Annotated in this window: 17 protein-coding genes; 12 read left to right on the top strand and 5 right to left on the bottom strand. The window is 68.7% G+C overall.

The genetic code is table 11. From position 1 onward, the window contains the following. Positions 1–76: 76 nt before the first annotated feature. From ACFO27_RS01165 to ACFO27_RS01140, 6 genes are all read left to right on the top strand, one after another. A complete protein-coding gene (locus ACFO27_RS01165; protein WP_376815643.1) occupies positions 77–943 on the top strand; it encodes a branched-chain amino acid ABC transporter permease in 867 nt (288 codons plus the stop codon). A gap of 80 nt (positions 944–1,023) precedes the next feature. After that, a complete protein-coding gene (locus ACFO27_RS01160; RefSeq protein ID WP_376815642.1) occupies positions 1,024–2,829 on the top strand; it encodes a branched-chain amino acid ABC transporter ATP-binding protein/permease in 1,806 nt (601 codons plus the stop codon). After that, positions 2,816–3,520, top strand: coding sequence for an ABC transporter ATP-binding protein (locus tag ACFO27_RS01155; RefSeq protein WP_376815641.1), 705 nt, complete (start codon positions 2,816–2,818; stop codon positions 3,518–3,520). Before ACFO27_RS01160 ends, ACFO27_RS01155 begins: the two co-directional genes overlap by 14 nt. Before the next feature lie 357 nt (positions 3,521–3,877). Next, positions 3,878–5,014, top strand: a complete 1,137-nt coding sequence (locus tag ACFO27_RS01150; protein WP_376815640.1) for an efflux RND transporter periplasmic adaptor subunit — start codon at positions 3,878–3,880, stop codon at positions 5,012–5,014. Positions 5,015–5,021: 7 nt separating this feature from the next. Further along, complete coding sequence (locus ACFO27_RS01145; RefSeq protein ID WP_376815639.1) at positions 5,022–8,192, top strand: efflux RND transporter permease subunit; 3,171 nt, start codon at positions 5,022–5,024, stop codon at positions 8,190–8,192. After that, positions 8,189–9,616 carry an efflux transporter outer membrane subunit gene (locus ACFO27_RS01140; RefSeq protein WP_376815638.1) on the top strand — a complete coding sequence of 476 codons (1,428 nt, stop codon included), beginning with the start codon at positions 8,189–8,191 and terminating at the stop codon, positions 9,614–9,616. Before ACFO27_RS01145 ends, ACFO27_RS01140 begins: the two co-directional genes overlap by 4 nt. Positions 9,617–9,632: 16 nt before the next feature. Here the strand turns inward: ACFO27_RS01140 and ACFO27_RS01135 are convergent, their stop codons facing one another. Continuing rightward, complete coding sequence (locus ACFO27_RS01135) at positions 9,633–10,550, bottom strand: DMT family transporter (RefSeq protein ID WP_376815637.1); 918 nt, start codon at positions 10,548–10,550, stop codon at positions 9,633–9,635. 152 nt (positions 10,551–10,702) lie between these two features. Here ACFO27_RS01135 and ACFO27_RS01130 point away from each other — a divergent pair, with 152 nt between their 5' ends. The 3 genes from ACFO27_RS01130 to ACFO27_RS01120 all read left to right on the top strand — a co-directional run bounded on the left by ACFO27_RS01130 (position 10,703) and on the right by ACFO27_RS01120 (position 14,593). Further along, a complete protein-coding gene (locus ACFO27_RS01130) occupies positions 10,703–11,614 on the top strand; it encodes an AraC family transcriptional regulator (RefSeq protein ID WP_376815636.1) in 912 nt (303 codons plus the stop codon). A 31-nt stretch (positions 11,615–11,645) separates the two neighbouring features. Continuing rightward, positions 11,646–12,293, top strand: coding sequence for a GTP cyclohydrolase II (ribA, locus tag ACFO27_RS01125; protein WP_376815635.1), 648 nt, complete (start codon positions 11,646–11,648; stop codon positions 12,291–12,293). A gap of 149 nt (positions 12,294–12,442) precedes the next feature. Continuing rightward, positions 12,443–14,593: a putative bifunctional diguanylate cyclase/phosphodiesterase gene (locus ACFO27_RS01120; protein ID WP_376815634.1), complete on the top strand. Its 2,151-nt coding sequence runs from the start codon at positions 12,443–12,445 to the stop codon at positions 14,591–14,593. Positions 14,594–14,609: 16 nt separating this feature from the next. On the opposite strand, the gene ACFO27_RS01115 is transcribed toward ACFO27_RS01120, so the two are convergent. Beyond that, positions 14,610–16,205 (bottom strand): glycosyltransferase family 39 protein, encoded by a 1,596-nt coding sequence (locus tag ACFO27_RS01115; RefSeq protein WP_376815633.1) that lies wholly within the window; start codon positions 16,203–16,205, stop codon positions 14,610–14,612. Between the two features lie 181 nt (positions 16,206–16,386). Between ACFO27_RS01115 and lipA the strand changes: the two genes are divergently transcribed. After that, positions 16,387–17,373: a lipoyl synthase gene (lipA, locus tag ACFO27_RS01110; protein WP_376815632.1), complete on the top strand. Its 987-nt coding sequence runs from the start codon at positions 16,387–16,389 to the stop codon at positions 17,371–17,373. A gap of 25 nt (positions 17,374–17,398) precedes the next feature. Here the strand turns inward: lipA and ACFO27_RS01105 are convergent, their stop codons facing one another. Further along, positions 17,399–18,307 carry a LysR family transcriptional regulator gene (locus tag ACFO27_RS01105; protein WP_376815631.1) on the bottom strand — a complete coding sequence of 303 codons (909 nt, stop codon included), beginning with the start codon at positions 18,305–18,307 and terminating at the stop codon, positions 17,399–17,401. A gap of 93 nt (positions 18,308–18,400) precedes the next feature. On the opposite strand from ACFO27_RS01105, the gene ACFO27_RS01100 reads away from it, so the two are divergent. Both ACFO27_RS01100 and ACFO27_RS01095 read left to right on the top strand, forming a co-directional pair. Beyond that, on the top strand, positions 18,401–19,264 hold the full coding sequence (locus ACFO27_RS01100) for a pirin family protein (RefSeq protein WP_376815630.1): 864 nt from the start codon (positions 18,401–18,403) through the stop codon (positions 19,262–19,264). Between the two features lie 111 nt (positions 19,265–19,375). Then, complete coding sequence (locus ACFO27_RS01095; protein WP_323023838.1) at positions 19,376–19,951, top strand: NADPH-dependent FMN reductase; 576 nt, start codon at positions 19,376–19,378, stop codon at positions 19,949–19,951. Between the two features lies 1 nt (position 19,952). Here ACFO27_RS01095 and ACFO27_RS01090 read toward each other — a convergent pair whose 3' ends face one another. Then, entirely contained in the window at positions 19,953–20,276 is a 324-nt protein-coding gene (locus tag ACFO27_RS01090; protein WP_376815629.1) for a hypothetical protein, read from the bottom strand. A 266-nt stretch (positions 20,277–20,542) separates the two neighbouring features. Next, entirely contained in the window at positions 20,543–21,214 is a 672-nt protein-coding gene (locus ACFO27_RS01085; protein ID WP_376815628.1) for a dienelactone hydrolase family protein, read from the bottom strand. Between the last annotated feature and the right edge of the window lie 67 nt (positions 21,215–21,281).

Here is a 21,281-nt window from a genome sequence, read left to right as displayed (position 1 = left end):
GGCCATTTCCCCGCTTCCGGGGAAGTGGCCGGAAGCGAGTTCCGGGACTCTCACAGGAGGCAACTCGATGCCGAGCATGTCTTTGTTTCTTTCGCAGCTATTCAACGGGCTGGCCACCGGCCTGTTGCTGGCGCTCATCAGTACCGGCCTGACGATCATCTACGGCACGCTCGGTGTCATCAATTTCGCCCACGGCGCGCTGTTCGTCGTCGGAGGGTATGCGGGATACACGGTTTATGGTCTGACAGATTCTTTCGTGCTGGCGGTCGCCGGGGGTTCGGCCGTCGCGCTCGCGTGCGGGCTGGTCATGGAACGCGGCCTGATGCGCAAGTACTACAGCCGGCCGCCGGAGGACCAGATCCTGGTCACCTTCGGCATCAGCATCATCCTGGTGGAAATCGTGCGCGGCCTGTACGGCGGCGTCAGCCTGTCGGTCACGCCGCCCGAATGGGGCCAGGGGATCGCCCGCCTGGGCACCCTGATCTATCCGCTGTACCGGCTGGAGACCCTGGGCATCGCGGCGGCCACGCTGCTGCTGCTGTATTTCGTGCTGTACCGCACCAGCCTGGGGCTGATCGTGCGCGCCGGCATCGAGGACGCCCAGATGGTCAACGCGCTGGGCATCAACGTCAAGCGCACCTTCCTGCTGGTGTTCGGCATCGGCGCCATGGCCGCCGGCTTCGCCGGGGTGATCAATTCGCCCATCGTCGCGCTCACGCCGGACATGGGATTCCGCTACCTGGTCGAGTCCTTCGTGGTGGTGGTGATCGGCGGGGTGGGCTCGTTCCCGGGGGCGATCATCGGCGGCATCATCGCGGGTGAAATCCTCAGCCTGACCGCCATGATCAATCCGCAGTATTCCGACGTCATGCTGTTCATCGCCATGGCGCTGGTGCTGATCTTCCGCCCGCAGGGCCTGATGGGACAGGAGGGACGGGAATGAACTCGGCTCAATCGACAACGGCGACGGCCGGCACGGGGACCGCGACGCGGCGGCCGGCCGCGCACAACACGGGAGGCGCCATGCGCAGACAGCTTCCGGAAATGCTGGTGGGGGCGGGCCTGCTGGTGGCCCCGTTCATCCTGCCGGCCCTGGGCATGAGCCCGGACCTGCTCACCCGCATCCTGATCTGGGGCCTGTTCGGGCTGGGCTTCGACCTGCTGTTCGGCTACACCGGCCTGCTGTCCTTCGGCCAGGCGGCCTTCTACGGCACGGGCGGCTTCGTCACGGCGTACCTGCTGACCGACGGGGTGGTGCCCAACATGCTGCTGGCGCTGGTCATCGGCACGGTGGCGGCCGCCGTCATGGGCCTGATCATCGGCTACCTCACCCTGCGGCGCACCGGCATCTACTTCGCCATGAGCACGCTGGCCTTCGGCGAGATGTTCTACTTCATGGAGAACTCGGTCTTCAAGGACTACACCGGCGGCGAAAACGGCATCGCCGGCGTACCGCCGCCGGAGCTGTCCCTGGGCTTCATCAACATCCACATCTCCAGCGGCTGGCCCATGTACTGGTTCGTGGCGGTGCTCTTCTTCCTGGGCTACCTGGTCGCCCGGCGGATCGTGCGCTCGCCCTTCGGCGCCGTGCTCAAGGCCATCCAGGGCAATCCCAAGCGCGCCATGGCGCTGGGCCACTCGATCCAGTCCTACAAGCTGATCGTCTTCGTGGTCGCCGCCGCCTATGGCGGCCTGGCGGGCGGCCTGCTGGGCCTGTTCCAGTCCTACATGCCGCCCGACGCCTTCGCGCTGGACACCTCGGCCCAACTGGTCATCCAGACCGTGATGGGCGGGGCCGGCACGCTGCTGGGTCCGCTGCTGGGCGCGACCATCTGGCTCTATCTGTACGAGGGCCTGCAGCAGGTCGGCAGCCTGGGGCCGTACTGGAAGCTGATCCTGGGCATCGTCTTCGTCGTGCTGGTGACAGTGTTCCGCCACGGGGTGGCGGGCGCGCTGATCAGCCTGTTCCGCCGCCGCCGGCAACTGCCGGCCGACGTCGACGACGGGGCCAGCACGCGTGTGGCCGGGTCCCTGGACATCGTGCCGCCCCTGGCCACGACGCGGCCCGGCGCCCCCGTCCTGGAAGCGCGCGGCGTCAGCAAGCACTATGGCGGCCTGAAGGCCAACTCGGACATCGACTTCACCCTGCGCGAAGGCGAGCTGCACGGCGTGATCGGCCCCAACGGCGCCGGCAAGTCGACCTTCTTCGCCATGCTGGCGGGCGAGCTGCCGACGACGACGGGCAAGGTCTTCTTCCGCGGCCAGGAAATCACCGGCATCGGCGTGACCTCGGTCTGCCAGCTGGGCATGAGCAAGAGCTACCAGATCAACCAGCTCTTCGAGCACCTGACCGTGCGCCAGAACGTCATGATCCCGGTCCTGGCGCGGCTGCGCGGGCGCTATCGCGCCGACCTGCTGAGCAACCTGCATTCCGAGCATCTGGATGCCCAGGTCAACGCGGCCATCGCCCTGGTGGACCTCAGCCACCATGCCGACACGCAGGTCTCGGAAATGTCCTACGGCGAGAAGCGGCGCCTGGAAATCGGCCTGGCGCTGGCCACGGGCGCCAACGTGCTGCTGTTCGACGAACCGCTGGCCGGCCTCGGACCCGAGGAGCGCGTCCTGGTGGTGTCGCTGCTCAAGTCGATCCGCCAGGGTCGCAGCATGGTGATCGTCGAACACGACATGGACGCCATGTTCGAACTGGCCGAACGCATCACGGTACTGTACGAAGGCCGCAAACTGACCGAGGGCACGCCGGACGAGATCCGCAGGGATCCGTCGGTCCAGGCCGCCTACCTTGGAGGGATGGACGATGAGTCTGCTTGAAGTCGACAAGATCAACAGCTATTACGGTGATTCGCACATCCTCTTCGACGTCTCGATGCGGATCGAGGAGCACGAGGTCGTGGCCCTGCTGGGGCGCAACGGGGCCGGCAAGAGCACCACGATGAAGTCCCTGATGGGCATGGTCGATGTCAAGTCCGGGGCGATCCGCCACCGGGGCGTGGAAATCCAGCACCTGCCGCCCTACAGCCGCGCGGCGCTGGGCATCCAGCTGGTGCCCGAGGAACGCCGCGTGTTCGGCTCGATCTCGGTGCAGGAAAACCTGCAGCTGGCGGCCATGACGGCGCCCAGGCCGCGCACCCTGGACGAGATCTACGCGACCTTCCCGCGCCTGGCCGAACGCAAGCGCAACCGGGGCAAGCAGCTCTCCGGGGGCGAGCAGCAGATGCTGGCGATCGCGCGGGCCATGATCCGCAACGCCGACATCATCCTGCTCGACGAGCCCTTCGAGGGCCTGGCCCCGCTGATCGTGCGCGACCTGATGTCGGTGTGCCGCCAGCTGGCGGACGCCGGCCAGACGATCGTGATCGTGGAGCAGAACGTGCGCGCCGCGCTGTCGCTGGCCGACCGCGCCTATATCGTCAACAACGGCCATGTGGTGTACGAGGGTACGCCCAAGGACCTGCACGAAAACGGTGAGATCATCGAACGCTATCTCGGCGTCAAGGCCTGACCGTATCCGTGCCCGGTCCAGCGGGCGATTCCCGGGATGAGGTCGGACATGAAATGATCCCTGAGGATCATTTCATGCCTAGCGAATCGGAGCGGCATGCAGGCCGCGACGTGGGCGAAGACCGAAATCCCGGGTTTTTTTGCCGCTGGGCCGTCCCAAGGCAAAAAGCGCCCCCTTGGGGGGCAGCAAGCCGAAAGCGCGGCGTGGGAGCCTTTTTTGCCCGTTCTCGCCGGCGCGGGCGGTTTCTTACGATTTCCTGCACATTTTGAGCGCACCATGCGGAAGTCTTGATTTTCCCAAGCCGTTCGCATGTCCTCCGCCGGTTTTCGCCCAATCGCCGCCCGCAGTCTGCGGGGCGTGCTCGCATGTTCGTTCGTCCTTGCGCTGGCGGCCTGCAAGTCCGAGACGCCTCCGGCGCCTCCCGCGCGGGCCATCGTCACCGTCCAGCCGGTCACGACGCAGACTCTGGCGGTCCGGCAGTCCCTGCCCGGACGGACCGTCGCCCACATGATCTCGGACGTGCGTCCGCAGGTCGGCGGCATCATCCAGAAGCGCCTGTTCACCGAAGGGCAGGAGGTCGATGAGGGCCAGGTGCTCTACCAGATCGATCCGGCCAGCTACCAGGCCGCCTACGACAGCGCCAAGGGCGCGCTTGCGCAGGCCGAGGCCGCGGTGCTGGCCGCCAGGCCCAAGGCCCGGCGCTACCGCGAACTGGCGGCGATCGACGCGGTCAGCCGCCAGGATACCGAAGACGCCGAGGCCTCTTTGCGCCAGGCCGAGGCGGAAGTCGCCGTCGCCAAGGCCGCGCTGCGGACGGCGCGGATCAACCTCGACTACACCCGCGTGACGGCACCGATTTCCGGCCGCGTCGGCACTTCGGCCTACACGCCCGGCGCGCTGGTGTCCGCCGGGCAGGACGGCGCCCTGACCACCATCCAGCAGCTCGATCCCATCTACGTGGACGTGACCCAGACCAGCGCGCAGCTGCTGGCGCTGCGCAGGCAGCTCGACAGCGGCGCGCTCAGGGCCGTGGACGGCAAGGTCAAGGTCGAGATCATTCTCGAGGACGGTAGCGCCTATGGCCAGGAAGGCACGCTGACGTTCGTCGGCACGTCCGTGTCCACCAGCACCGGCAACGTCGTCCTGCGCGCGGTGGTGCCCAATCCGGACCGCCTGCTGCTGCCGGGCGCCTACGTGCGCGCGGTGCTGCCGATGGCGATCAATGACCGCGCCATCCTGATTCCGCAGAGCGCGGTCACGCGGAACACCCGGGGAGAAGCCATGGTGAAGCTCGCCGGCGACGGGGACAAGGTGGTCGAGCGGATCGTGCGGCTCGGCGATGCGCTCCGGGATCAGTGGATCGTCAGCGGCGGCCTGGAAGTCGGCGAACGGCTGATCGTCGAAGGCGGCAGCAAGGCCGCCGCCGGCCAGGCGGTGACCGTCGAAGAGGCCGCGCGGGCGACGTCCGTGGCGTCCTCCACCCAGGCGGGGTAGGCGCGCCATGGCCCGTTTCTTCATCGACCGGCCCATCTTCGCCTGGGTCATCGCCATCGTCATCACGTTGGCCGGCACGTTGGCGATCTTTACCCTGCCGGTGGAGCAGTACCCGGACATCGCTCCTCCCAGCGTCACGATCCGCGCCACTTACACCGGGGCCTCGGCCGAGACCACCGAGAACTCGGTCACCCAGGTGATCGAACAGGCGATGACCGGCCTGGACAGCCTGCTGTACATGTCTTCGAGCAGCAGTTCCTCGGGCAGTGCCCAGGTCACCCTGACGTTCGCCTCGGGGACCGATCCCGACGTGGCGCAGATGCAGGTGCAGAACAAGATGCGCCAGGCCGAGCCGCTGCTGCCCGACTCCGTCCAGGACAATGGTGTCACCGTGACCAAGTCCTCCGGCAGCATGTTCATGGTGCTGGCCTTCACTTCCGATGACGGCGGCATGGGCGGCACCGATATCGCCGACTACATGGCCTCCACGATCCAGGATCCGATCAGCCGGGTTTCCGGCGTCGGCAACGTGCAGGTGATGGGATCGAAGTACGCCATGCGCATCTGGCTCGATCCGGAAAAGATGCGCACCTTTTCGCTGATGCCCTCGGATGTGACGCGGGCGATCGAGGCGCAGAATGCCGATGTTTCCTCCGGTGCGCTGGGCGCATTGCCCGCCATCGGGGGGCAGGCGCTGAGTGCGACGGTGACCTCGCGCAGCCGGCTGCAGACGGTCGGGCAGTTCGAGGCGATCATCCTCAAGTCGGACAGCAGCGGCGCGGTGGTGCGATTGTCCGACGTCGCGCGTGTCGAACTCGGCAGCGAATCGTATGCCACGGTGGGCCGCTTCAACGGCAAGCCGGCCGCCGGCATGGGCATCGAGCTGGCTTCGGGCGCCAATGCCATGGATGTCGCGGCGGCGGTCGAGGCGCGGCTTGCCCAGCTGTCGCCGTTCTTCCCGACCGGCCTGAGCTACAACATCGCCTACAGCACCACGCCTTTCGTGAAAATCTCGATCGAGGAAGTGGTCAAGACCCTGATCGAGGCGATCGTGCTGGTGATCGCGATCATGTTCCTGTTCCTGCAGAACTGGCGGGTGACGCTGATCCCCGCGGTCGCGGTGCCGGTGGTGCTGATGGGCACGTTCGGCGTGCTGTCCCTGCTGGGCTATTCGATCAACACCCTGTCGATGTTCGCCATGGTGCTGGCCATCGGCTTGCTGGTGGACGACGCCATCGTGGTGGTCGAAAACGTCGAGCGCGTGATGAGCGAGGAAGGCCTGTCCCCCTACGAAGCCACGCGCAAGTCGATGGGGCAGATCACGGGCGCGCTGGTCGGCATCGCCCTGGTGCTCACGGCGGTGTTCCTGCCGATGGCTTTCTTCGGCGGTTCCACCGGCGCGATCTATCGCCAGTTCGCCGTGACGATTTCTTCGGCGATGATCCTGTCGGTGCTGGTGGCGATGACCCTGACCCCGGCCCTGTGCGCCACGATCCTGACGCCGGTCGAAAAGGGCGGCCATGGCAGCCCGAAGGGCGTGCTCGGCCGTTTCTTCGCCTGGTTCAATACGCGCTTCGACCGCGCCGGCCAGCGCTATCACGGCGGTGTGGCCCGTCTCGTCACCGACCGCCGCAAGTCCGGCATGCTCGTCTACGCGGCGATCCTGGTGGCGCTGGGCGCGCTGTTCTGGCGCCTGCCGACCTCGTTCCTGCCCGAAGAGGACCAGGGCATGCTGATGGTGCAGGTCAAGCTGCCCCCCGGCGCCACCCAGGAGCAGACGCTGAAGGTCATGGATCAATTGTCCGAATACGTGCGCCAGCAGCCGGAGGTCGGTTCGATCATGGCGGTGGCGGGTTTCAGCTTTGGCGGCAGCGGGCAGAATTCCGGCATGGGCTTCATCCGCCTGAAGGACTGGGGCGATCGCAAGGCCGATGCCGCCTCGATCGGCATGCGCATCACCGGCGACATGGCGCGGAAGTTTCGCGATGCGCAGGTCTTCGCCATGGCGCCATCCGGCATTCCCGGGCTGGGACAGAGCGCGGGATTCACGTTCGAACTGCAGGATCTGGGCGGTGCGGGGCACGAGGCGCTGGTGTCCGCGCGCGATCGGTTGCTGGATCTGGCCTCCAGGAACAACAGGCTCGCATCGGTGCGCTATTCCAGCCTGGAAGACGCGCCGACCTTCGACCTCGATATCGACGATGCCAAGGCCGGCGCGCTGGGCCTGTCGCTGTCCGACATCAACAGCACCCTGTCGACCGCGCTCGGCAGCACCTACGTCAACGACTTCATCAATCGCGGCCGGATCAAGAAGGTCTATGTCCAGGGCAGGCCCGAAGCGCGCATGCTGCCGCAGGACATCGGCCGCTGGTCGGTGCGCAACGACCACGACGAGATGGTGCCGTTCTCGGCCTTCACCCGCACCGGCTGGAGCCGTGCGCCGGCCTCGCTGGCGCGCTTCAATGGTTCGGCGGCCATGGAGATCAGCGGCCAGCCGGCCGCCGGCGTCAGTTCCGGAGCCGCCATGAGCGAAATGGCCTCATTGGTCCGGCAATTGCCGGGCGGTTTCGGCTATGCCTGGTCCGGCCTGTCCTACCAGGAGCAGCAGGCCGGCGCGCAGGCCCCGCTGCTGTATGCCGTGTCGCTGCTGTTCGTGTTCCTTTGCCTGGCGGCACTGTACGAAAGCTGGTCCATCCCGTTTTCCGTCATGCTGGCGGTGCCGATCGGGGTCGTGGGGTCGTTGCTGTTCACTTCCGTGCGCGGCCTGAGCAACGATGTGTATTTCCAGGTGGGCCTGCTGGCGACGGTGGGCCTGGCGGCCAAGAACGGCATTCTCATCGTGGAGTTCGCCAAAGAGCTCGAAGAACGCGGCAAGCCGCTGATCGCGGCCACATTGGAAGCCGCGCGCCTGCGCCTGCGACCCATCCTGATGACCTCGTTCGCATTCATGCTGGGCGTGCTGCCGCTGGTGGTCAGCACGGGCGCCGGCTCCGGCGGCCGCCACTCGCTGGGCACCGGCGTATTCGGCGGCACGCTGGTCTCGACCATCCTGGGTATTTTCTTCGTCCCGCTGTTCTACGTCATCGTGCGCAGCCTCTTCCCGGGCAGGGCTCGCCAGGGATCCGGATACTCCGGACGGCGCGGGCAGCAGGCCGATTCGCCGGAGCTCGCGCCATGATGATGCGCGTCCGTTGCCGCCGCCCGGGCCTCATCGCCGTGGGCGCAAGCGTCCTCCTGCTGGCGGGCTGCGCCAGCATGGCGCCGCACTATGAACGGCCGGCGCCGCCGGTGCCGGCGCATTTCCGCGATGCCCCGGCCGGCGATGCCGCGGCCGCGCCGGTCGCGACCCTGGACTGGCAACAGGTATTCCTCGACCGGCGGCTCCAGAAAACCATCGGCCTGGCGCTGGAAAACAACCGCGACCTGCGCATCGCCGCGCTCAACATCCAGAAGGCGCGCGCCCAGTACCGCATCCAGCGCGCCGATTTGCTGCCCGGCGTGAATGCCGGCGCCGGCGAGACCGCGCAGCGCAGCGTGAGCGCCGGGGGCGCATCCCAGGTCAGCCGCGGCTTCAGCGCCGATGTCGGGCTGAGCGGCTGGGAGCTGGACCTGTTCGGGCGCATCCGCAGCCTGAAGGATCAGGCCCTGGAAACCTGGCTGGCCACCGCCGAGACCCGGCGCGGCGTGCGCATGAGCCTGATCGCGGAAGTCGCCGACGACTGGCTCGCCGTGGCGGCCGACCGGCAACTGCTGGCCCTGGCGCGGCAGACCCTGGAAAGCCAGCGCAAGACACTCGAACTGACCGAGCGCAAGCATGCCCTGGGCGCCGTGTCGGGCGTGGACCTGGCTTCGGTGCGGGGCAGCGTCGAGAGCGCACGCGCCGACGTCGCCAGCTACGGCAGCGCGCTGGCGCAGGCGCGCAATGCCCTGGAACTGGTGGTCGGCGCGCCGTTGGACGACGATCTGCTGCCGGATCCTGACGGCGGAATGGAGGCGGTGGCGCTGGCGCCGCTGCCGGCCGGCCTGTCCTCGGCCGTGCTGCTGGAGCGTCCCGACGTGCTGTATGCCGAACATGCCCTGAAAGCGGCCAATGCCGATATCGGCGCGGCGCGCGCGGCATTCTTCCCGACCCTCTCGCTGACCGCCTCCGCCGGCCGCGCCAGCGATTCCCTGTCCAGCCTGTTCGGCGCCGGCGGGCGGACCTGGTCCTTCGTGCCGGACATCCGCGTGCCGATCTTCCAGGCCGGCGCGCTCCGGGCATCCCTGGATGCCGCCAGGATTTCGGCCGACGTCGCCGTCGCCGAATACGAGAAGGCGATCCAGTCGGCTTTCAGCGAGGTCGCCGATGCATTGGCCCTGCGCGCGCACGTGGAAGAGCAGCTCGACGCCCAGCGGGCCTACGTCGAAGCGGCGCGGCTGAGCCATACGCTGGCCGAAGCCCGTTTCCGCAACGGCATGTCCAGCTATCTCGAGGCCCTGGATGCCCAGCGCTCCTTGTACGGCGCGCGGCAGGGCCTGATTGCCTTGCGGCTGCAGGAGGCATCCAACCGGGTGACGCTCTACAAGGCGCTGGGGGGTGGCGCCGGGGACGTCGATCCATAGCGCGTTTCAATTTCATTCACGACGCATTGTCCATGCCGCCCTTGCGGGTTCCGCGTCCGTCCTCTCTTTTGCGCCGTGCGAACACCAGCACGTTGCCCAGGATCACCAGCGCCAGCCCCGCCACGGCGTACGGCGTCCACCGGTATCCTTCGGCCACGGAGGAGATGCTCAGGGCGACCACCGGGAACAGCACCGTGCAGTAGGCCGTGCGCGCCGGCCCGATGCGGCCCACCAGGGTCAGGTAGGCGGTGAACGCCACGACGGATCCGAAGATGGCCAGGTACAGCAGCGCCCCCGCGTAGGCCGGCGAGGGGTCGAAATCGAAGGGCTGGCCCGTCAGCACGCAGCCCGCCAGCAGGATCAGCGACCCGTACAGCATGCTGTAGGCGTTGCCCGTCAGCGGACCGATGCCGGCGCGCTGCTGGACCGACGACAGCATGTTGCCGGTGGAAAAGCACAGCGTGCCCAGCAGCGCCAGGCCCAGGCCCAGCAGCGTTTCATGGGAGGCGGCCTGGCCGGCCAGTTCGGGCTGGAACAGCAGCGCCAGGCCGGCCAGCCCGAAGGCGCCGCCCAGCACGACGCGCGGCGCGATGCGCGTGCCGAACCACAGGCGCGCGTTCAGCGCGTTCCACAAGGTGGAAGCCGAGAACACCACCGACACCAGGCCGCTGGAGATCCACTGCGTGGCGCTGTAGAAGCACAGGAAGTTCAGGCAGAACAGGCACAGGCCCTGGCCCAGGCACAGCGCATGGCCGCGCCGGTCCAGCCGCTGCAGGCGGCCCAGCGCGAACAGGGCGGCCAGCAGGATCGCCGAGGCCAGACCGAAGCGGTAGAAGATCGACACCGGGATGGCGACCACCCCCAGTTGCAGCTTGATGGCGATCCAGGTAGTGCCCCAGATCAGTACGGTCAGCAGGTACAGGAATGCGTTCATGATGGCGGTCGTCGTCGGATGGGGCGCGGTCCCCCGAGCGTCGTAGTCTAGTCGCGCGGCCGGCCTTCCGATTGCCGTTTCTTGCGCATTTGTCGGACCGGGGGGCCAGGGCCCGCGCGCGGGCCCGCCGCCTGGCGTACGATGGGCGGATCATGAACGCGTTCGCCTCGGATCCGTCCGATTTCATCCTGTTCCACCGACTGCGGAACGCCCGGGTCGGGCTGGATCGCGCCGCCACGCTGGGCGAAGGCCTGGCCGCGGCCCAGTGGAGCCGCGACCAGCGCGTCGGCAGCGGCCTGATCGATTACGACATGCCCGGCCACCATACCCTGTCGCTGTACCTGCGCGGCGGCGAGACCTGCTTTCGCCTGGGCCACCGCGATCTGCGCGGCGGGGCGGGCAAGTTCTGCGTGCTGCCCGACCGGCATCGTTCGCGCTGGAGCATGAACGAGGACGTGCGTTTCCTGCATCTGTACATCGCGCCCCGGCGCCTGGCGCGCGAAGCCGTCATGCGGCTGGACCGTGAGCCCCGCGAACTGGAACTGCGCGATCGCACGTACATCCGGGACCCGTTCCTGGAACAGGCATGCCGCGCGCTGCTGGCCGCGGACTGGGGCGTGCCGGCCGGGCGGCTGGCCGCCAGCGGCGCCGCCGAGGCCGTGCTGCACCATCTGCTGGCGCGGGATACCGGCCGTTCCGGCGAGGCCGCCGGCTCGGGCGGGCTGGCGCCGGCCGTGCGGCGCCGGGTGCGGGATTACATCGACGCCCACCTGGACGAAGCCCTGACGCTGGACGAGCTGGCGGGCGTGGCGGCCCTGTCCACCTATCATTTCGCGCGCATGTTCCGCGTCTCGTTCGGCGAGCCGCCCCATGCCTGGGTGCTGGGGCGCAGGCTGGCGCACGCGCGCGCATTGCTGGCCCGGTCCCGGGACGATCTGGCCGGGGTGGCCTCGCGATGCGGCTTCGGCAATGCCAGCCACCTCAGCCGCGCGTTCCTGCGCGCCACCGGCCTCACGCCGGGCCGGTACCGGGCCGCCGCGCGTGGCCGGGGTGTTACTCTATAGCCCGTTCCATTCCCTCCACGACGCGTTCCCCATGTCCACCCCTTCCGGTTCCGCGCCCGCCGCGGACGGCGGCATCCTCGAATATGTCGCTTCCAGCCAGCTGCCCATGCCCTGGGCCGTCTTCCGGATCCACGCTTTCGCCGAGCCCGCCACGGGCAAGGAGCACGTGGCCCTGACGCTGGGCGAGCCGTTCGGGGACGAGCCGGTGCTAGCGCGCATCCATTCCGAGTGCCTGACGGGCGACGCCCTGTTCAGCCAGCGCTGCGATTGCGGCGCCCAGCTCGAGGCCGCCCTGCAGCGCATCGCGGAAGAGGGACGCGGCATCCTCCTGTACCTGCGCCAGGAAGGCCGCGGCATCGGGCTGCTGAACAAGATCCGCGCCTACCAGCTGCAGGACGAGGGCGCCGACACGGTCGAGGCCAACGAACGCCTGGGGTTTCCGGCCGACATGCGCCGCTACGACCTGTGCCGGCCCATGCTGGACCATTTCGGCATCCGCAGCGTGCGCCTGATGACCAACAATCCGCGCAAGGAGCGCGTACTGGCGGACCTGGGCATCCAGGTCGCCGAGCACATTCCGCTGCAGGTCAACCGCAATCCCTACAACGAGCAGTACCTGCGCACCAAGGCGCGCAAGCTGGGCCACCGGTTTAAGGAATACTTCGGCGAAGCCCCCTGACGCGGGTGGGGTTGGCGTGCATTCGCGGCCGCCCTCATGGATAATACCGATGGTGACTAACCATGCCGACGTGTTAAAACTCGATAAGTTGCAGGTTTTTCAGCGGACTCCATCGTGACGACTGACCTACATCCACTCCCGCCCGTGTGATGTTCCCCCTGCTCAAGCCCCCCGTCCCCCTCTATGTCCAGGAACCCGGTCCTGACGTCGCCGCATTGCTACCGTCCGAACACGCCGACCGTTCCCACATCCTGGCCCTGATCCGGCTGGGGGACTATTCCCAGGACGCCTTCCTGGCGACGGACACGCACGGCGTCATCGTCTACATGAACCGCAGCGCCGAGCGCCTGTTCGGCTACCGCAAGGGCGCGGCCATCGGGCTGGGCGTCGAGGCCCTGCTGCCCGACGTCGGCGAAATCAACCTGCGGCTGCGCCAGCCCGGCACGCGCAACACCCTGCCGTGGCGGGGGCAGGGCCTGGACCGCCAGCGCCAGCCCATGATGCTGGCGGGCGCCGCCACGCACATCCCGTCGCCCACCGGCCACAGCCATCTGTACGTCATGCGTCCGCGCAAGGCGGGCCTGCCCGACACCGACCGCCAGGCCGAGCTGGCTTCGCTCGTCTACCGCAGCACCAGCGAAGGCATGCTGGTGCTGGACCCCAAGGGCTTCATCCTGGACGTCAATCCGGCGTTCGTGAAGCTGCGGGGTCGTCCCGAATCCGAGGTCATCGGCCGGCACGTCCGCTGCCTGAATTCCCCCTGCCACGACCGGGAGTTCTACCGGACCATGTGGCGCACGGTGATGGAGACCGGCAGCTGGCAGGGCGAGCACTGGGGCCAGCACGCCAACGGCGAGCTCTACCCCGAGTGGCTCAGCATCAACACGTCCTACGGCGCGGACGGCGAGGTCCACCGCCGGGTGATGATCTTCTCCAACATCGCCGAGATCAAGCAGGCCGAAGCCATCATCTGGAAGCAGGCCAATTTCGACCGCCTGACCGACCTGCCCAACCGGCAGATGTTCCACGACCGCCTGGAACAGAGCATCCGCAAGTCGCGGCGCACCGGCAGCCGCACGGGGCTGCTGTTCCTGGACCTGGACCGCTTCAAGGAAATCAACGACACCCTGGGCCACGCCATGGGCGACGAACTGCTCAAGGAAGCCGCACGGCGGCTCAGCGGCTGCGTGCGCCAGAGCGACACCGTGGCCCGGCTGGGCGGCGACGAATTCACGGTCCTGCTGGACGACATCCGCGAACCGCGCGACGTCGAGCGCCTGACCCGCAACATCCTGCGCAGGCTGGCCGAGCCCTTCCGCCTGGGGGTCGAGACCGTCTTCATTTCCACCAGCATCGGCATCACCTTCTACCCCGACGACGCCGCCGACGCCGAATCCCTGCTGAACAATGCCGACCAGGCCATGTATGCCGCCAAGGCCGAGGGCCGCAACCGCAGCTGCTACTTCACGCTGTCGATGCAGGAGCAGGCCCAGACCCGCATGCGGCTGGTCAACGACCTGCACCTGGCGCTGGACCAGAGCCAGTTCTCGCTGGATTTCCAGCCCATCGTCGACCTGGCCAGCGGCCGCATCGTCAAGGCCGAGACCCTGCTGCGCTGGCATCATCCAGTGCGGGGGCTGGTGTCGCCCAGCGAATTCATTCCCCTGGCCGAGGAAACCGGCATCATCCGCCCCATCGGCGACTGGGTGTTCTGCGAGGCCACCCGCCAGGTGGCCGAATGGCGCCGCCAGTACGGGCTGGACATCCAGGTCAGCGTCAACATCTCCCCGGCGCAGCTGCGCCACGAGGGCCTGGACCACGCCTTCTGGCGCAGCCACCTGGACACCCTGGGCCTGTCGCCGCGCCAGGTCATCGTCGAAATCACCGAAGGCCTGCTGATCGATTCCGGCGACGTGCGCATTCAGCGCCAACTGGACGCCTTCCGCGACGCCGGGATGCAGGTCGCGCTCGACGACTTCGGCACCGGCTATTCCTCGCTGTCCTACCTGCGCAAGTTCAACATCGATTTCCTCAAGATCGACCAGTCCTTCGTGGCCAATCTCAGTCCGGACGGCCCCGACCTGGCCTTGTGCGAGGCTGTCATCCTGCTGGCGCACAAGCTGGGCCTGCGCGTGGTGGCCGAAGGCATCGAGTCGCGCGAGCAGTACGAGCTGCTGGCCGCCGCCGGCTGCGACTACGGCCAGGGCTACCTGTTCGCCCGGCCCCTGGCGCCCATCGATTTCGAGCCGCTGCTGGCCAACGGCACGGACTTGCGGCCGGGCGGGCATTTCGCCTTCTGACCCGCCCGCTGTCCGGTTATTCGGCGCCCGCCTGGTCGCCCTTCAGGCAGTCGGGTGTGGCGGGCAGCACGGCCCAATGCAGGTCGATCACCGGCCCCTTGGGGCCGGACCAGGGCACTTCGTCCACGCCTTTCCAGGGCGCCGCATCGACCAGCGCCCGCACGGCGGGGGCAGGCACGGCGCGCCCATTCCCGCTATAGGCGACCAGCGCGCCGCAGCGCAGGGCGGTTCCCGGCGCGAACCAGGGGGAGTGCTCGTCGCTGGCGTCGATCCAGACCTGGGCCTCGGGGCCGATGTGCACGGCGATGTTGCCGCCCAGCCAGGTGTTCGAGACCACCACGCGCAGGGGCCTTCCCGGCTGATGATCCCGCCAGTGCCGCAGCGCGTGCGCAGCCAGCTCCGGTCCGGGGTAGGTGGAGCGGGCGGCGTAGCCCGTCAGGTGGGCGATCGGCCCCCGGGCGGCGGCGTAGCCGACGGCCATCAGGACATGCAGCGCCGCCGCCAGGATCAGGATGCGGCGCAGCTGCACCGCCTCGGGGCCGCGCAGCCAGCCCAGTCCGTAGAAGCCGAACAGCACGAAGAAGGTGCTGGCCCAGGAAGCCTCCAGCCGCGAGCCCAGGGCCACCGAGACCAGCACCGTGCTGAGAAAGGGTCCCAGGCCGACCCACAGCAGGAATTGCCGGTCCTCGGGGGCCAGATCGTGCCAGTAGCGCGGGGCGGCGACCGTCCCCGCGAAGCATTCATCGTTGGCCGCGTGGCCCGGGGCCCGGTCGCCCCGGCGCTTGCGCCACAGGGTCCAGGCGGCGAGCGCCAGCGCCATGGGCGCCAGGCGCCCGGCCTGGTCCAGGGTGAAGTCCAGCAGGTCCTTCAGGGCGGCCAGCCGGCCGCCCGCCTGCAGCGAGGCGTCGGCGTAGCGCAGCGGCTCGAACCGGTGCTGGTCCAGCCACCACAGGTGCGGGCTCAGCACGACCAGGAAGGCCAGGGCGGCGACGGCGATGCCGCGCCAGGTGTCCGGGCGGCGCAGGGCGCCGCTGCGCAGCGCATACAGGAAGAAGGCGGCGAACTGGATCAGGGCGCTGTACTTGGTCAGCATCGCCAGGCCGCCGACCGCGCCCAGCAGCGCCCAGTCGCGCATCCGGCCGCCGCGCAGCGCCCGGTGGAACAGCCAGATCGAGGCGGCGATCGACCAGAGCTGCGCCGTGTTGTGGTTGTAGATCGTGCCGCGCAGCGAGAAATAGGCGGTCACCGAGACCAGCAGGGTGGCGATCAGCGCCCGGTGGGGCGTGGTGATGTCGCGGCCCAGCTTCCACACGAACCACAGCCCCAGCGCCGAGAAGGCCTGCCCCATCAGGAAAGGCAGCCACACGGGCCGGCCCAGCAGTTCCGTGGCCACGTGCATGAACCACGAGGGCAGGGGCGGATGCTTGGGATAGCCCAGTTCCAGGCTGGCCGCCCAGACGAGTTCCTCCATCCCGTCCAGGTCGGGAGCGGAATGGCTGAGGGCGCACAGCGTCGTCCAGAGCGCGGCCATGCCCAGCAGGCACAGCAGCGCCAGGGCGGTGCCGGGCGGGCGGGCGAGCAGGGGGATCTTCGGGGGCGGGGCCGGCAACATGGCGGGGAGTATACCGGGCCGGGCAGTGTTGCGAAACAGTCCGAAACAGTCCGGAATAATCCCTATGGCCGCATCGCCGGGTCGGGTGCGGCGGTTCTCGCGGGGGCGCGTGGTACTATCCGCACAGGCGTCCGCCGGGGGTGACGGGCGCCCGATTCCGACCATTTCCCGCAGGTTTTCCATGACGACCGAAGTCCCCATCATCCGCGCCCGTTCGGGGTCGAAATTCATCAGTCCGCAAGGCACCAAGGCCGTCAAGGACGGCATGCGGCCCAGCGAGCTCACCGAAATCCCCGATTCCGCGCCCAAGCCTTCCTGGCTGCGGGTGCGCATCCCGTCGGGCGCGCGCTACCAGGAAGTCCGCGAGATCGTCGAGACGCACAAGCTGAACACGGTCTGCGCCGAATCCAAGTGCCCCAACATCGCCGAATGCTGGGGGCGGGGCACGGCGACCCTGATGCTGATGGGCTCGGTCTGTACGCGGGCCTGCAAGTTCTGCGCCGTCAGCACCGGCAATCCCCACGGCTGGCTGGACCACGGCGAGCCGGAGAGCGTGGCCGACGCGGTGGCGCTGATGCAGCTGAAATACGTGGTGCTCACCTCGGTCGACCGCGACGACCTGATCGACGGCGGAGCGGGCCACTACGCCGCCTGTATCCGCGCCATCCACGAACGTTCGCCGAAGACGGCGGTCGAGGCCCTGACCCCCGACTTCCGGGGCGACCACGGCTGCGTGGAAAAGATCCTGGACGCCGGCCTGACCACCTTCGCCCAGAACGTGGAAACCGTGGAACGCCTGACCCATGTGGTGCGCGACGCGCGCGCCGGCTACCGCCAGACCCTGGACGTGCTGGCCCACGCCAAGGCCTACGCGCCGCACACCCTGACCAAGACCAGCATCATGCTGGGCCTGGGCGAGACCGACGAGGAAATCGAGCAGGCGATGGATGACATCCGCGCCGCCCACGTCGACATCCTGACCTTCGGCCAGTACATGCGGCCCACGGCCAACCACCTGCCGGTGCGCCGCTTCGTCACGCCCGAGCAGTTCCGCGCCTACCGCGACCTGGGCCTGTCCAAGGGCTTCCGCGAAGTCGTCTCCGGCGCGCTGGTGCGGTCCAGCTACCGCGCCGAACAGGTCCTGGAAAAGGACAACGTCGGGCTTTGATCCGCGGTCCCGGGCGCGGTCCCGGTCATTCCAGGATCGCCGCGTCTCCGGCCTGTTCCCGGGTCAGGCGCTCCAGGACGTCGGCCAGTTCCCGGCAGGCCGGGCCGGGGAATTCCGGCCGGGCGAACACCCGGTACAGCGTGGCGTAGCGGTGGCGGCCCTCGGCCAGCGGCAGGGGCCGCAGCCGACCGTCGGCCAGTTCTTCGCGGATGCGCAGTTCGGGGTACCAGGCGAAGCCCAGGCCAGCGCAGGCGGCGCGGATGGATCCGGCCATGTGGGCGAAGGTCCAGCGCTGCTCGGCATCCAGCCAGCCGGCGTCCTGGCGCCGCGTTCCCGAATCCCGCACCACCAGTTGCCGGTGCTGGCGCAGGTCGGCCCATTCGACCGGCCGCCCCAGGGCGTGCAAGGCATGGCCGGGCGCGGCGACCGCCACGAAGCGGACCCGCAGCAGGGGTTCGCCGCTGAAGCCCTGGGGAATGCGGGGCGTGACGACCAGGTCGGCCTCGCGGCGCGCCAGGGCCTCGTCGGTGCCGCTGAGGACGGTCTCCAGGACTTCGATCCGGGTCGAACCGCAGTCCGCGCCGAACACGGCCAGGGCCCGCAGCAGCAGCCATTCCGGGAACAGGGCGTCTACCGCCAGGCGCAGTAGCGATTCGCGGCCGGCGGCCAGTTCGCGCGCCGCCGATTCCAGGTTTTGGGCATGGTCGACCAGCAAACGGGCGCGCCGCAGCAGGACCTGGCCGGCCGGAGTGGGCACGGCGCGCCGGCCCTCCGTCCGGAATACGCGCAGGCCCAGGTGGTCTTCGAGCCGCTGGATGGAATAGCTGACGGCGGACTGGCTCTTTCCCAGGAATTCGGCGGCCTGCGCGTAGCCGCCCTGGTCGACCACGGCCAGCAGCGCCTGCCACCAGGCGATCGGGATGATGTCATTCATATCGAATTTATAGATCAAAAAGCCTGGATTTTTACTGTTGTTAATCCAATTATATGATCTCATAATGACGGCAACCCATCATTGGAGCCGATCATGTCCCATCGAGCCGTCACCCGGATCCTTCCCGCCCAGCCCACCCAGGACGGCGCGGGCGTGCGCCTGCTGCGCGCCCTGGGGCAGCAGCGGCAGTTCCGCATGGATCCCTTCCTGATGCTGGACGCGTTTTCCTCCGACGATCCGGACGACTACGTCGCGGGTTTTCCGCCGCATCCGCATCGCGGCTTCGAGACCGTGACCTACATCGTCGACGGCCACATGCGCCATCGCGACCATCTGGGCAACGAAGGCGACCTGAAGGCCGGGGGCGTGCAATGGATGACCGCCGGGCGCGGCATCGTCCACGAGGAAATGCCCCAGCAGGAAAACGGCCTGCTGCGCGGCTTCCAGATCTGGCTGAATCTGCCGGCCGCGGACAAGATGCAGCCCGCGCACTATCGCGACATTCCGGCCGATTCGCTCGCGGCGGCCGAACTGCCCGAAGGCGGCTTCATCAAGGTGATCGCCGGCACCATTCCCTGGGCGACCTGCCCGCTGCGGGGGCCGGGCCAGGCGAATCCCGCCACCCAGCCGCTGATCGCCGACGTCCGCGTCATGGCGGGGCAGCCGGTGGACATCCCGATCCCGGCGACCCACCAAGTCCTGCTGTACGTGTTCGAAGGGCGGCTGGATGCCGGCGGCCGGGCCGTCGAACCAGGGCACACCGTCTGGTTCGGCGCGCAGGGCGACACCCTGCATATTGCCGCGGTGCCGAAGGGCGCCGACGGCGCGCGGGTCCTGCTGCTGGCCGGCAAGCCGCTGAACGAGCCCGTCGTCCAGTACGGCCCCTTCGTCATGAACACCCCCGAGGAAATCGAGCAGGCCCTGCGCGATTACCGGGACGGCGTGCTGGCGCAGTGAGCCGCATGGCGGCCGGGCTTCCGCACCGGCCGCCGATTCCTCCCTATTTTCATCGGCCCCGCTCCGGACGGGCGGGGTCTCGACGCACTTCATCGACCATAGGAGTCAATCATGTCCATTCGCATTCTCGCCATCGGCGGCAGCCTGCGCCAGGGTTCCTACAATCATCTGCTGCTCGAACAGGCGCGGCGGCAGGCCCCGGAGGGCATGGACATCGAGATCGCCGACCTGTCCGACGTGCCGCTGTACAACGGCGACACGCAGGCCCAGGGTTTCCCGGCGTCCGTCCAGCGCCTGGCCGCCCAGGCGGCCCGGGCCGATGCGTTCCTGATCGCCACGCCGGAATACAACTACTCGATCCCGGGCGTGCTGAAGAACGCCATCGACTGGCTGTCGCGCGTGCCCGAGGCGCCCTTCCAGGGCAAGCCCGCGGCCATCGCCAGCGCGTCCATGGGCGGCCTGGGCGGCGCGCGGGCGCAATACCACCTGCGCCAGGTGCTGGTCTATCTGGACCTGCACCCCTTGAACAAGCCCGAATTGTTCGTTTCCGCCGCCCACGAGAAGTTTTCCGCCGACGGCGAACTGACGGACGGCGTCGTCCGCGAGGGGCTGGACAAGCTGCTGGCCGCGCTGGCCGTCCATGCGCGGCGCCTGCGGGCGGCCGAGACCGTTGCCGAGGCCGCCTGAGTCAGTCGTCCCAGCCGCGGCCGCGATGGCCCCGGTCGTGTTTCCAGCCTTCCTTCCAGTACTTGCGCTGATGGCGGTCGTAATGGCCGCGATCCACCCAGCCCTGGCGGTAGCCGGGGCCGGGCACGTAGACGGGTTCGGGCACCACGACCACGCGCGGGCGGTGGTAGTAGCGCGGCGGCGGAGGCGGGTAGTAGGCCGGACCGCCCCAGATGAAGCCGGGGATGCCGATGGAGATGCCGACGTCCACGTCGCCCGCGTGGGCGGCGGGGCCCGCCATCAGCGCGCCGGCGATCAGGGCTGCCGCAACGATGCTTTTTTTCATCGCCGGGCCGCCCCAAGATGAAAAGCGCCCCCTCGGGGGGCAGCAAGCCGAAGGCGCAGCGTAGGGGCTATTTTTCATGTGATTGTCCTGCGGATCGAGGTGCCCCATTGTGGCCCGTCCGGGCGGCGGGATTGTGGATGCATCGCGGACAGTCGATTCAAAAGGCTACGGGCGCGCGGCTTTGCGGCCTTGTGGGAACAACTGTTCACGTTTGTTGCGCAAGGGCGTCGGGACTGCGGATCGCGGCCCGGGGCGCCCGGGCCGCTTCACGCCGAATGATCGGCGAAGAACGCCAGCGTCCGTTCCCAGGCCAGCGCCGCCGAGGCCGGGTGGTGGGCCGCCGTGCCTTCGCGCCCGAACGCGTGGCCGGCTTCCGGGTAGACGTGGATCGGCAGGCCGGGCTGCGCCGCCCGGATCGCCTCCACGTCCGACATCGGGATCGAGCCGTCCTTGCCGCCGAAGTGCATCTGCACCGGGATGCGGGGCGTATCGTGGGCGTGGCGCGCGATGCCCCCGCCGTACCAGCAGGAGGCGGCGGCGAAAGTGTCGCTCAGGCAGGCGGCGCGCCAGGACAGATAGCCGCCCCAGCAATAGCCGGTTACCAGGCGCACCGCCTGGCCCTTCAACGCGGCGGCGGCCGCCTCGATGTCCAGCAGGGCGTCCGCGTCCTCGATCCGCTTGCGCAGGGCCAGGCCGCGATCCCGCCCCGCGGCGTCGTAGTCCAGCCGCAGGCCGGCCTCGCCGTCCGTCGCCCGGTCGAACAAGGACGGGCAGATCGCCCGGTAGCCCTGGGCCGCGAAGCGGTCCGCCATCTGGCGGATGTGCGCGTTGATGCCGAAGATTTCCGGCAGCACCACGACGCCGACCCGGGCGTCTTCCGGGCCGCACAGGTAGGCGGTGAACGAATGGCCGTCGGCGGCCGTGAGCGTGATGTCCATGTTCGGGGTCCTTCCGATGAGGGAGCGCCCCGGGCGGGGCGTTCGTTTCGCCCCGGGCCCGCCGGCC

The organism is Castellaniella denitrificans, from assembly GCF_042653765.1.
Taxonomy (GTDB): domain Bacteria; phylum Pseudomonadota; class Gammaproteobacteria; order Burkholderiales; family Burkholderiaceae_B; genus Castellaniella; species Castellaniella denitrificans.
Note: the sequence above shows the minus strand (reverse complement) of the source record. Positions and strands in the feature narration are given on the sequence as shown.

Excerpts from the sequence above, each read along its gene's own strand:
- ACFO27_RS01165 (WP_376815643.1), top strand. The coding sequence starts at position 77 with ATGTCTTTGTTTCTTTCGCAGCTATTCAACGGGCTGGCCACCGGCCTG.
- ribA (WP_376815635.1), top strand. The coding sequence starts at position 11,646 with ATGTCCACCCCTTCCGGTTCCGCGCCCGCCGCGGACGGCGGCATCCTC.
- ACFO27_RS01155 (WP_376815641.1), top strand. The coding sequence starts at position 2,816 with ATGAGTCTGCTTGAAGTCGACAAGATCAACAGCTATTACGGTGATTCG.
- ACFO27_RS01085 (WP_376815628.1), bottom strand. The coding sequence starts at position 21,214 with ATGGACATCACGCTCACGGCCGCCGACGGCCATTCGTTCACCGCCTAC.
- ACFO27_RS01115 (WP_376815633.1), bottom strand. The coding sequence starts at position 16,205 with ATGTTGCCGGCCCCGCCCCCGAAGATCCCCCTGCTCGCCCGCCCGCCC.
- ACFO27_RS01100 (WP_376815630.1), top strand. The coding sequence starts at position 18,401 with ATGTCCCATCGAGCCGTCACCCGGATCCTTCCCGCCCAGCCCACCCAG.
- ACFO27_RS01130 (WP_376815636.1), top strand. The coding sequence starts at position 10,703 with ATGAACGCGTTCGCCTCGGATCCGTCCGATTTCATCCTGTTCCACCGA.
- ACFO27_RS01095 (WP_323023838.1), top strand. The coding sequence starts at position 19,376 with ATGTCCATTCGCATTCTCGCCATCGGCGGCAGCCTGCGCCAGGGTTCC.
- ACFO27_RS01120 (WP_376815634.1), top strand. The coding sequence starts at position 12,443 with ATGTTCCCCCTGCTCAAGCCCCCCGTCCCCCTCTATGTCCAGGAACCC.
- lipA (WP_376815632.1), top strand. The coding sequence starts at position 16,387 with ATGACGACCGAAGTCCCCATCATCCGCGCCCGTTCGGGGTCGAAATTC.
- ACFO27_RS01140 (WP_376815638.1), top strand. The coding sequence starts at position 8,189 with ATGATGATGCGCGTCCGTTGCCGCCGCCCGGGCCTCATCGCCGTGGGC.
- ACFO27_RS01105 (WP_376815631.1), bottom strand. The coding sequence starts at position 18,307 with ATGAATGACATCATCCCGATCGCCTGGTGGCAGGCGCTGCTGGCCGTG.
- ACFO27_RS01090 (WP_376815629.1), bottom strand. The coding sequence starts at position 20,276 with ATGAAAAAAAGCATCGTTGCGGCAGCCCTGATCGCCGGCGCGCTGATG.
- ACFO27_RS01160 (WP_376815642.1), top strand. The coding sequence starts at position 1,024 with ATGCGCAGACAGCTTCCGGAAATGCTGGTGGGGGCGGGCCTGCTGGTG.
- ACFO27_RS01135 (WP_376815637.1), bottom strand. The coding sequence starts at position 10,550 with ATGAACGCATTCCTGTACCTGCTGACCGTACTGATCTGGGGCACTACC.
- ACFO27_RS01145 (WP_376815639.1), top strand. The coding sequence starts at position 5,022 with ATGGCCCGTTTCTTCATCGACCGGCCCATCTTCGCCTGGGTCATCGCC.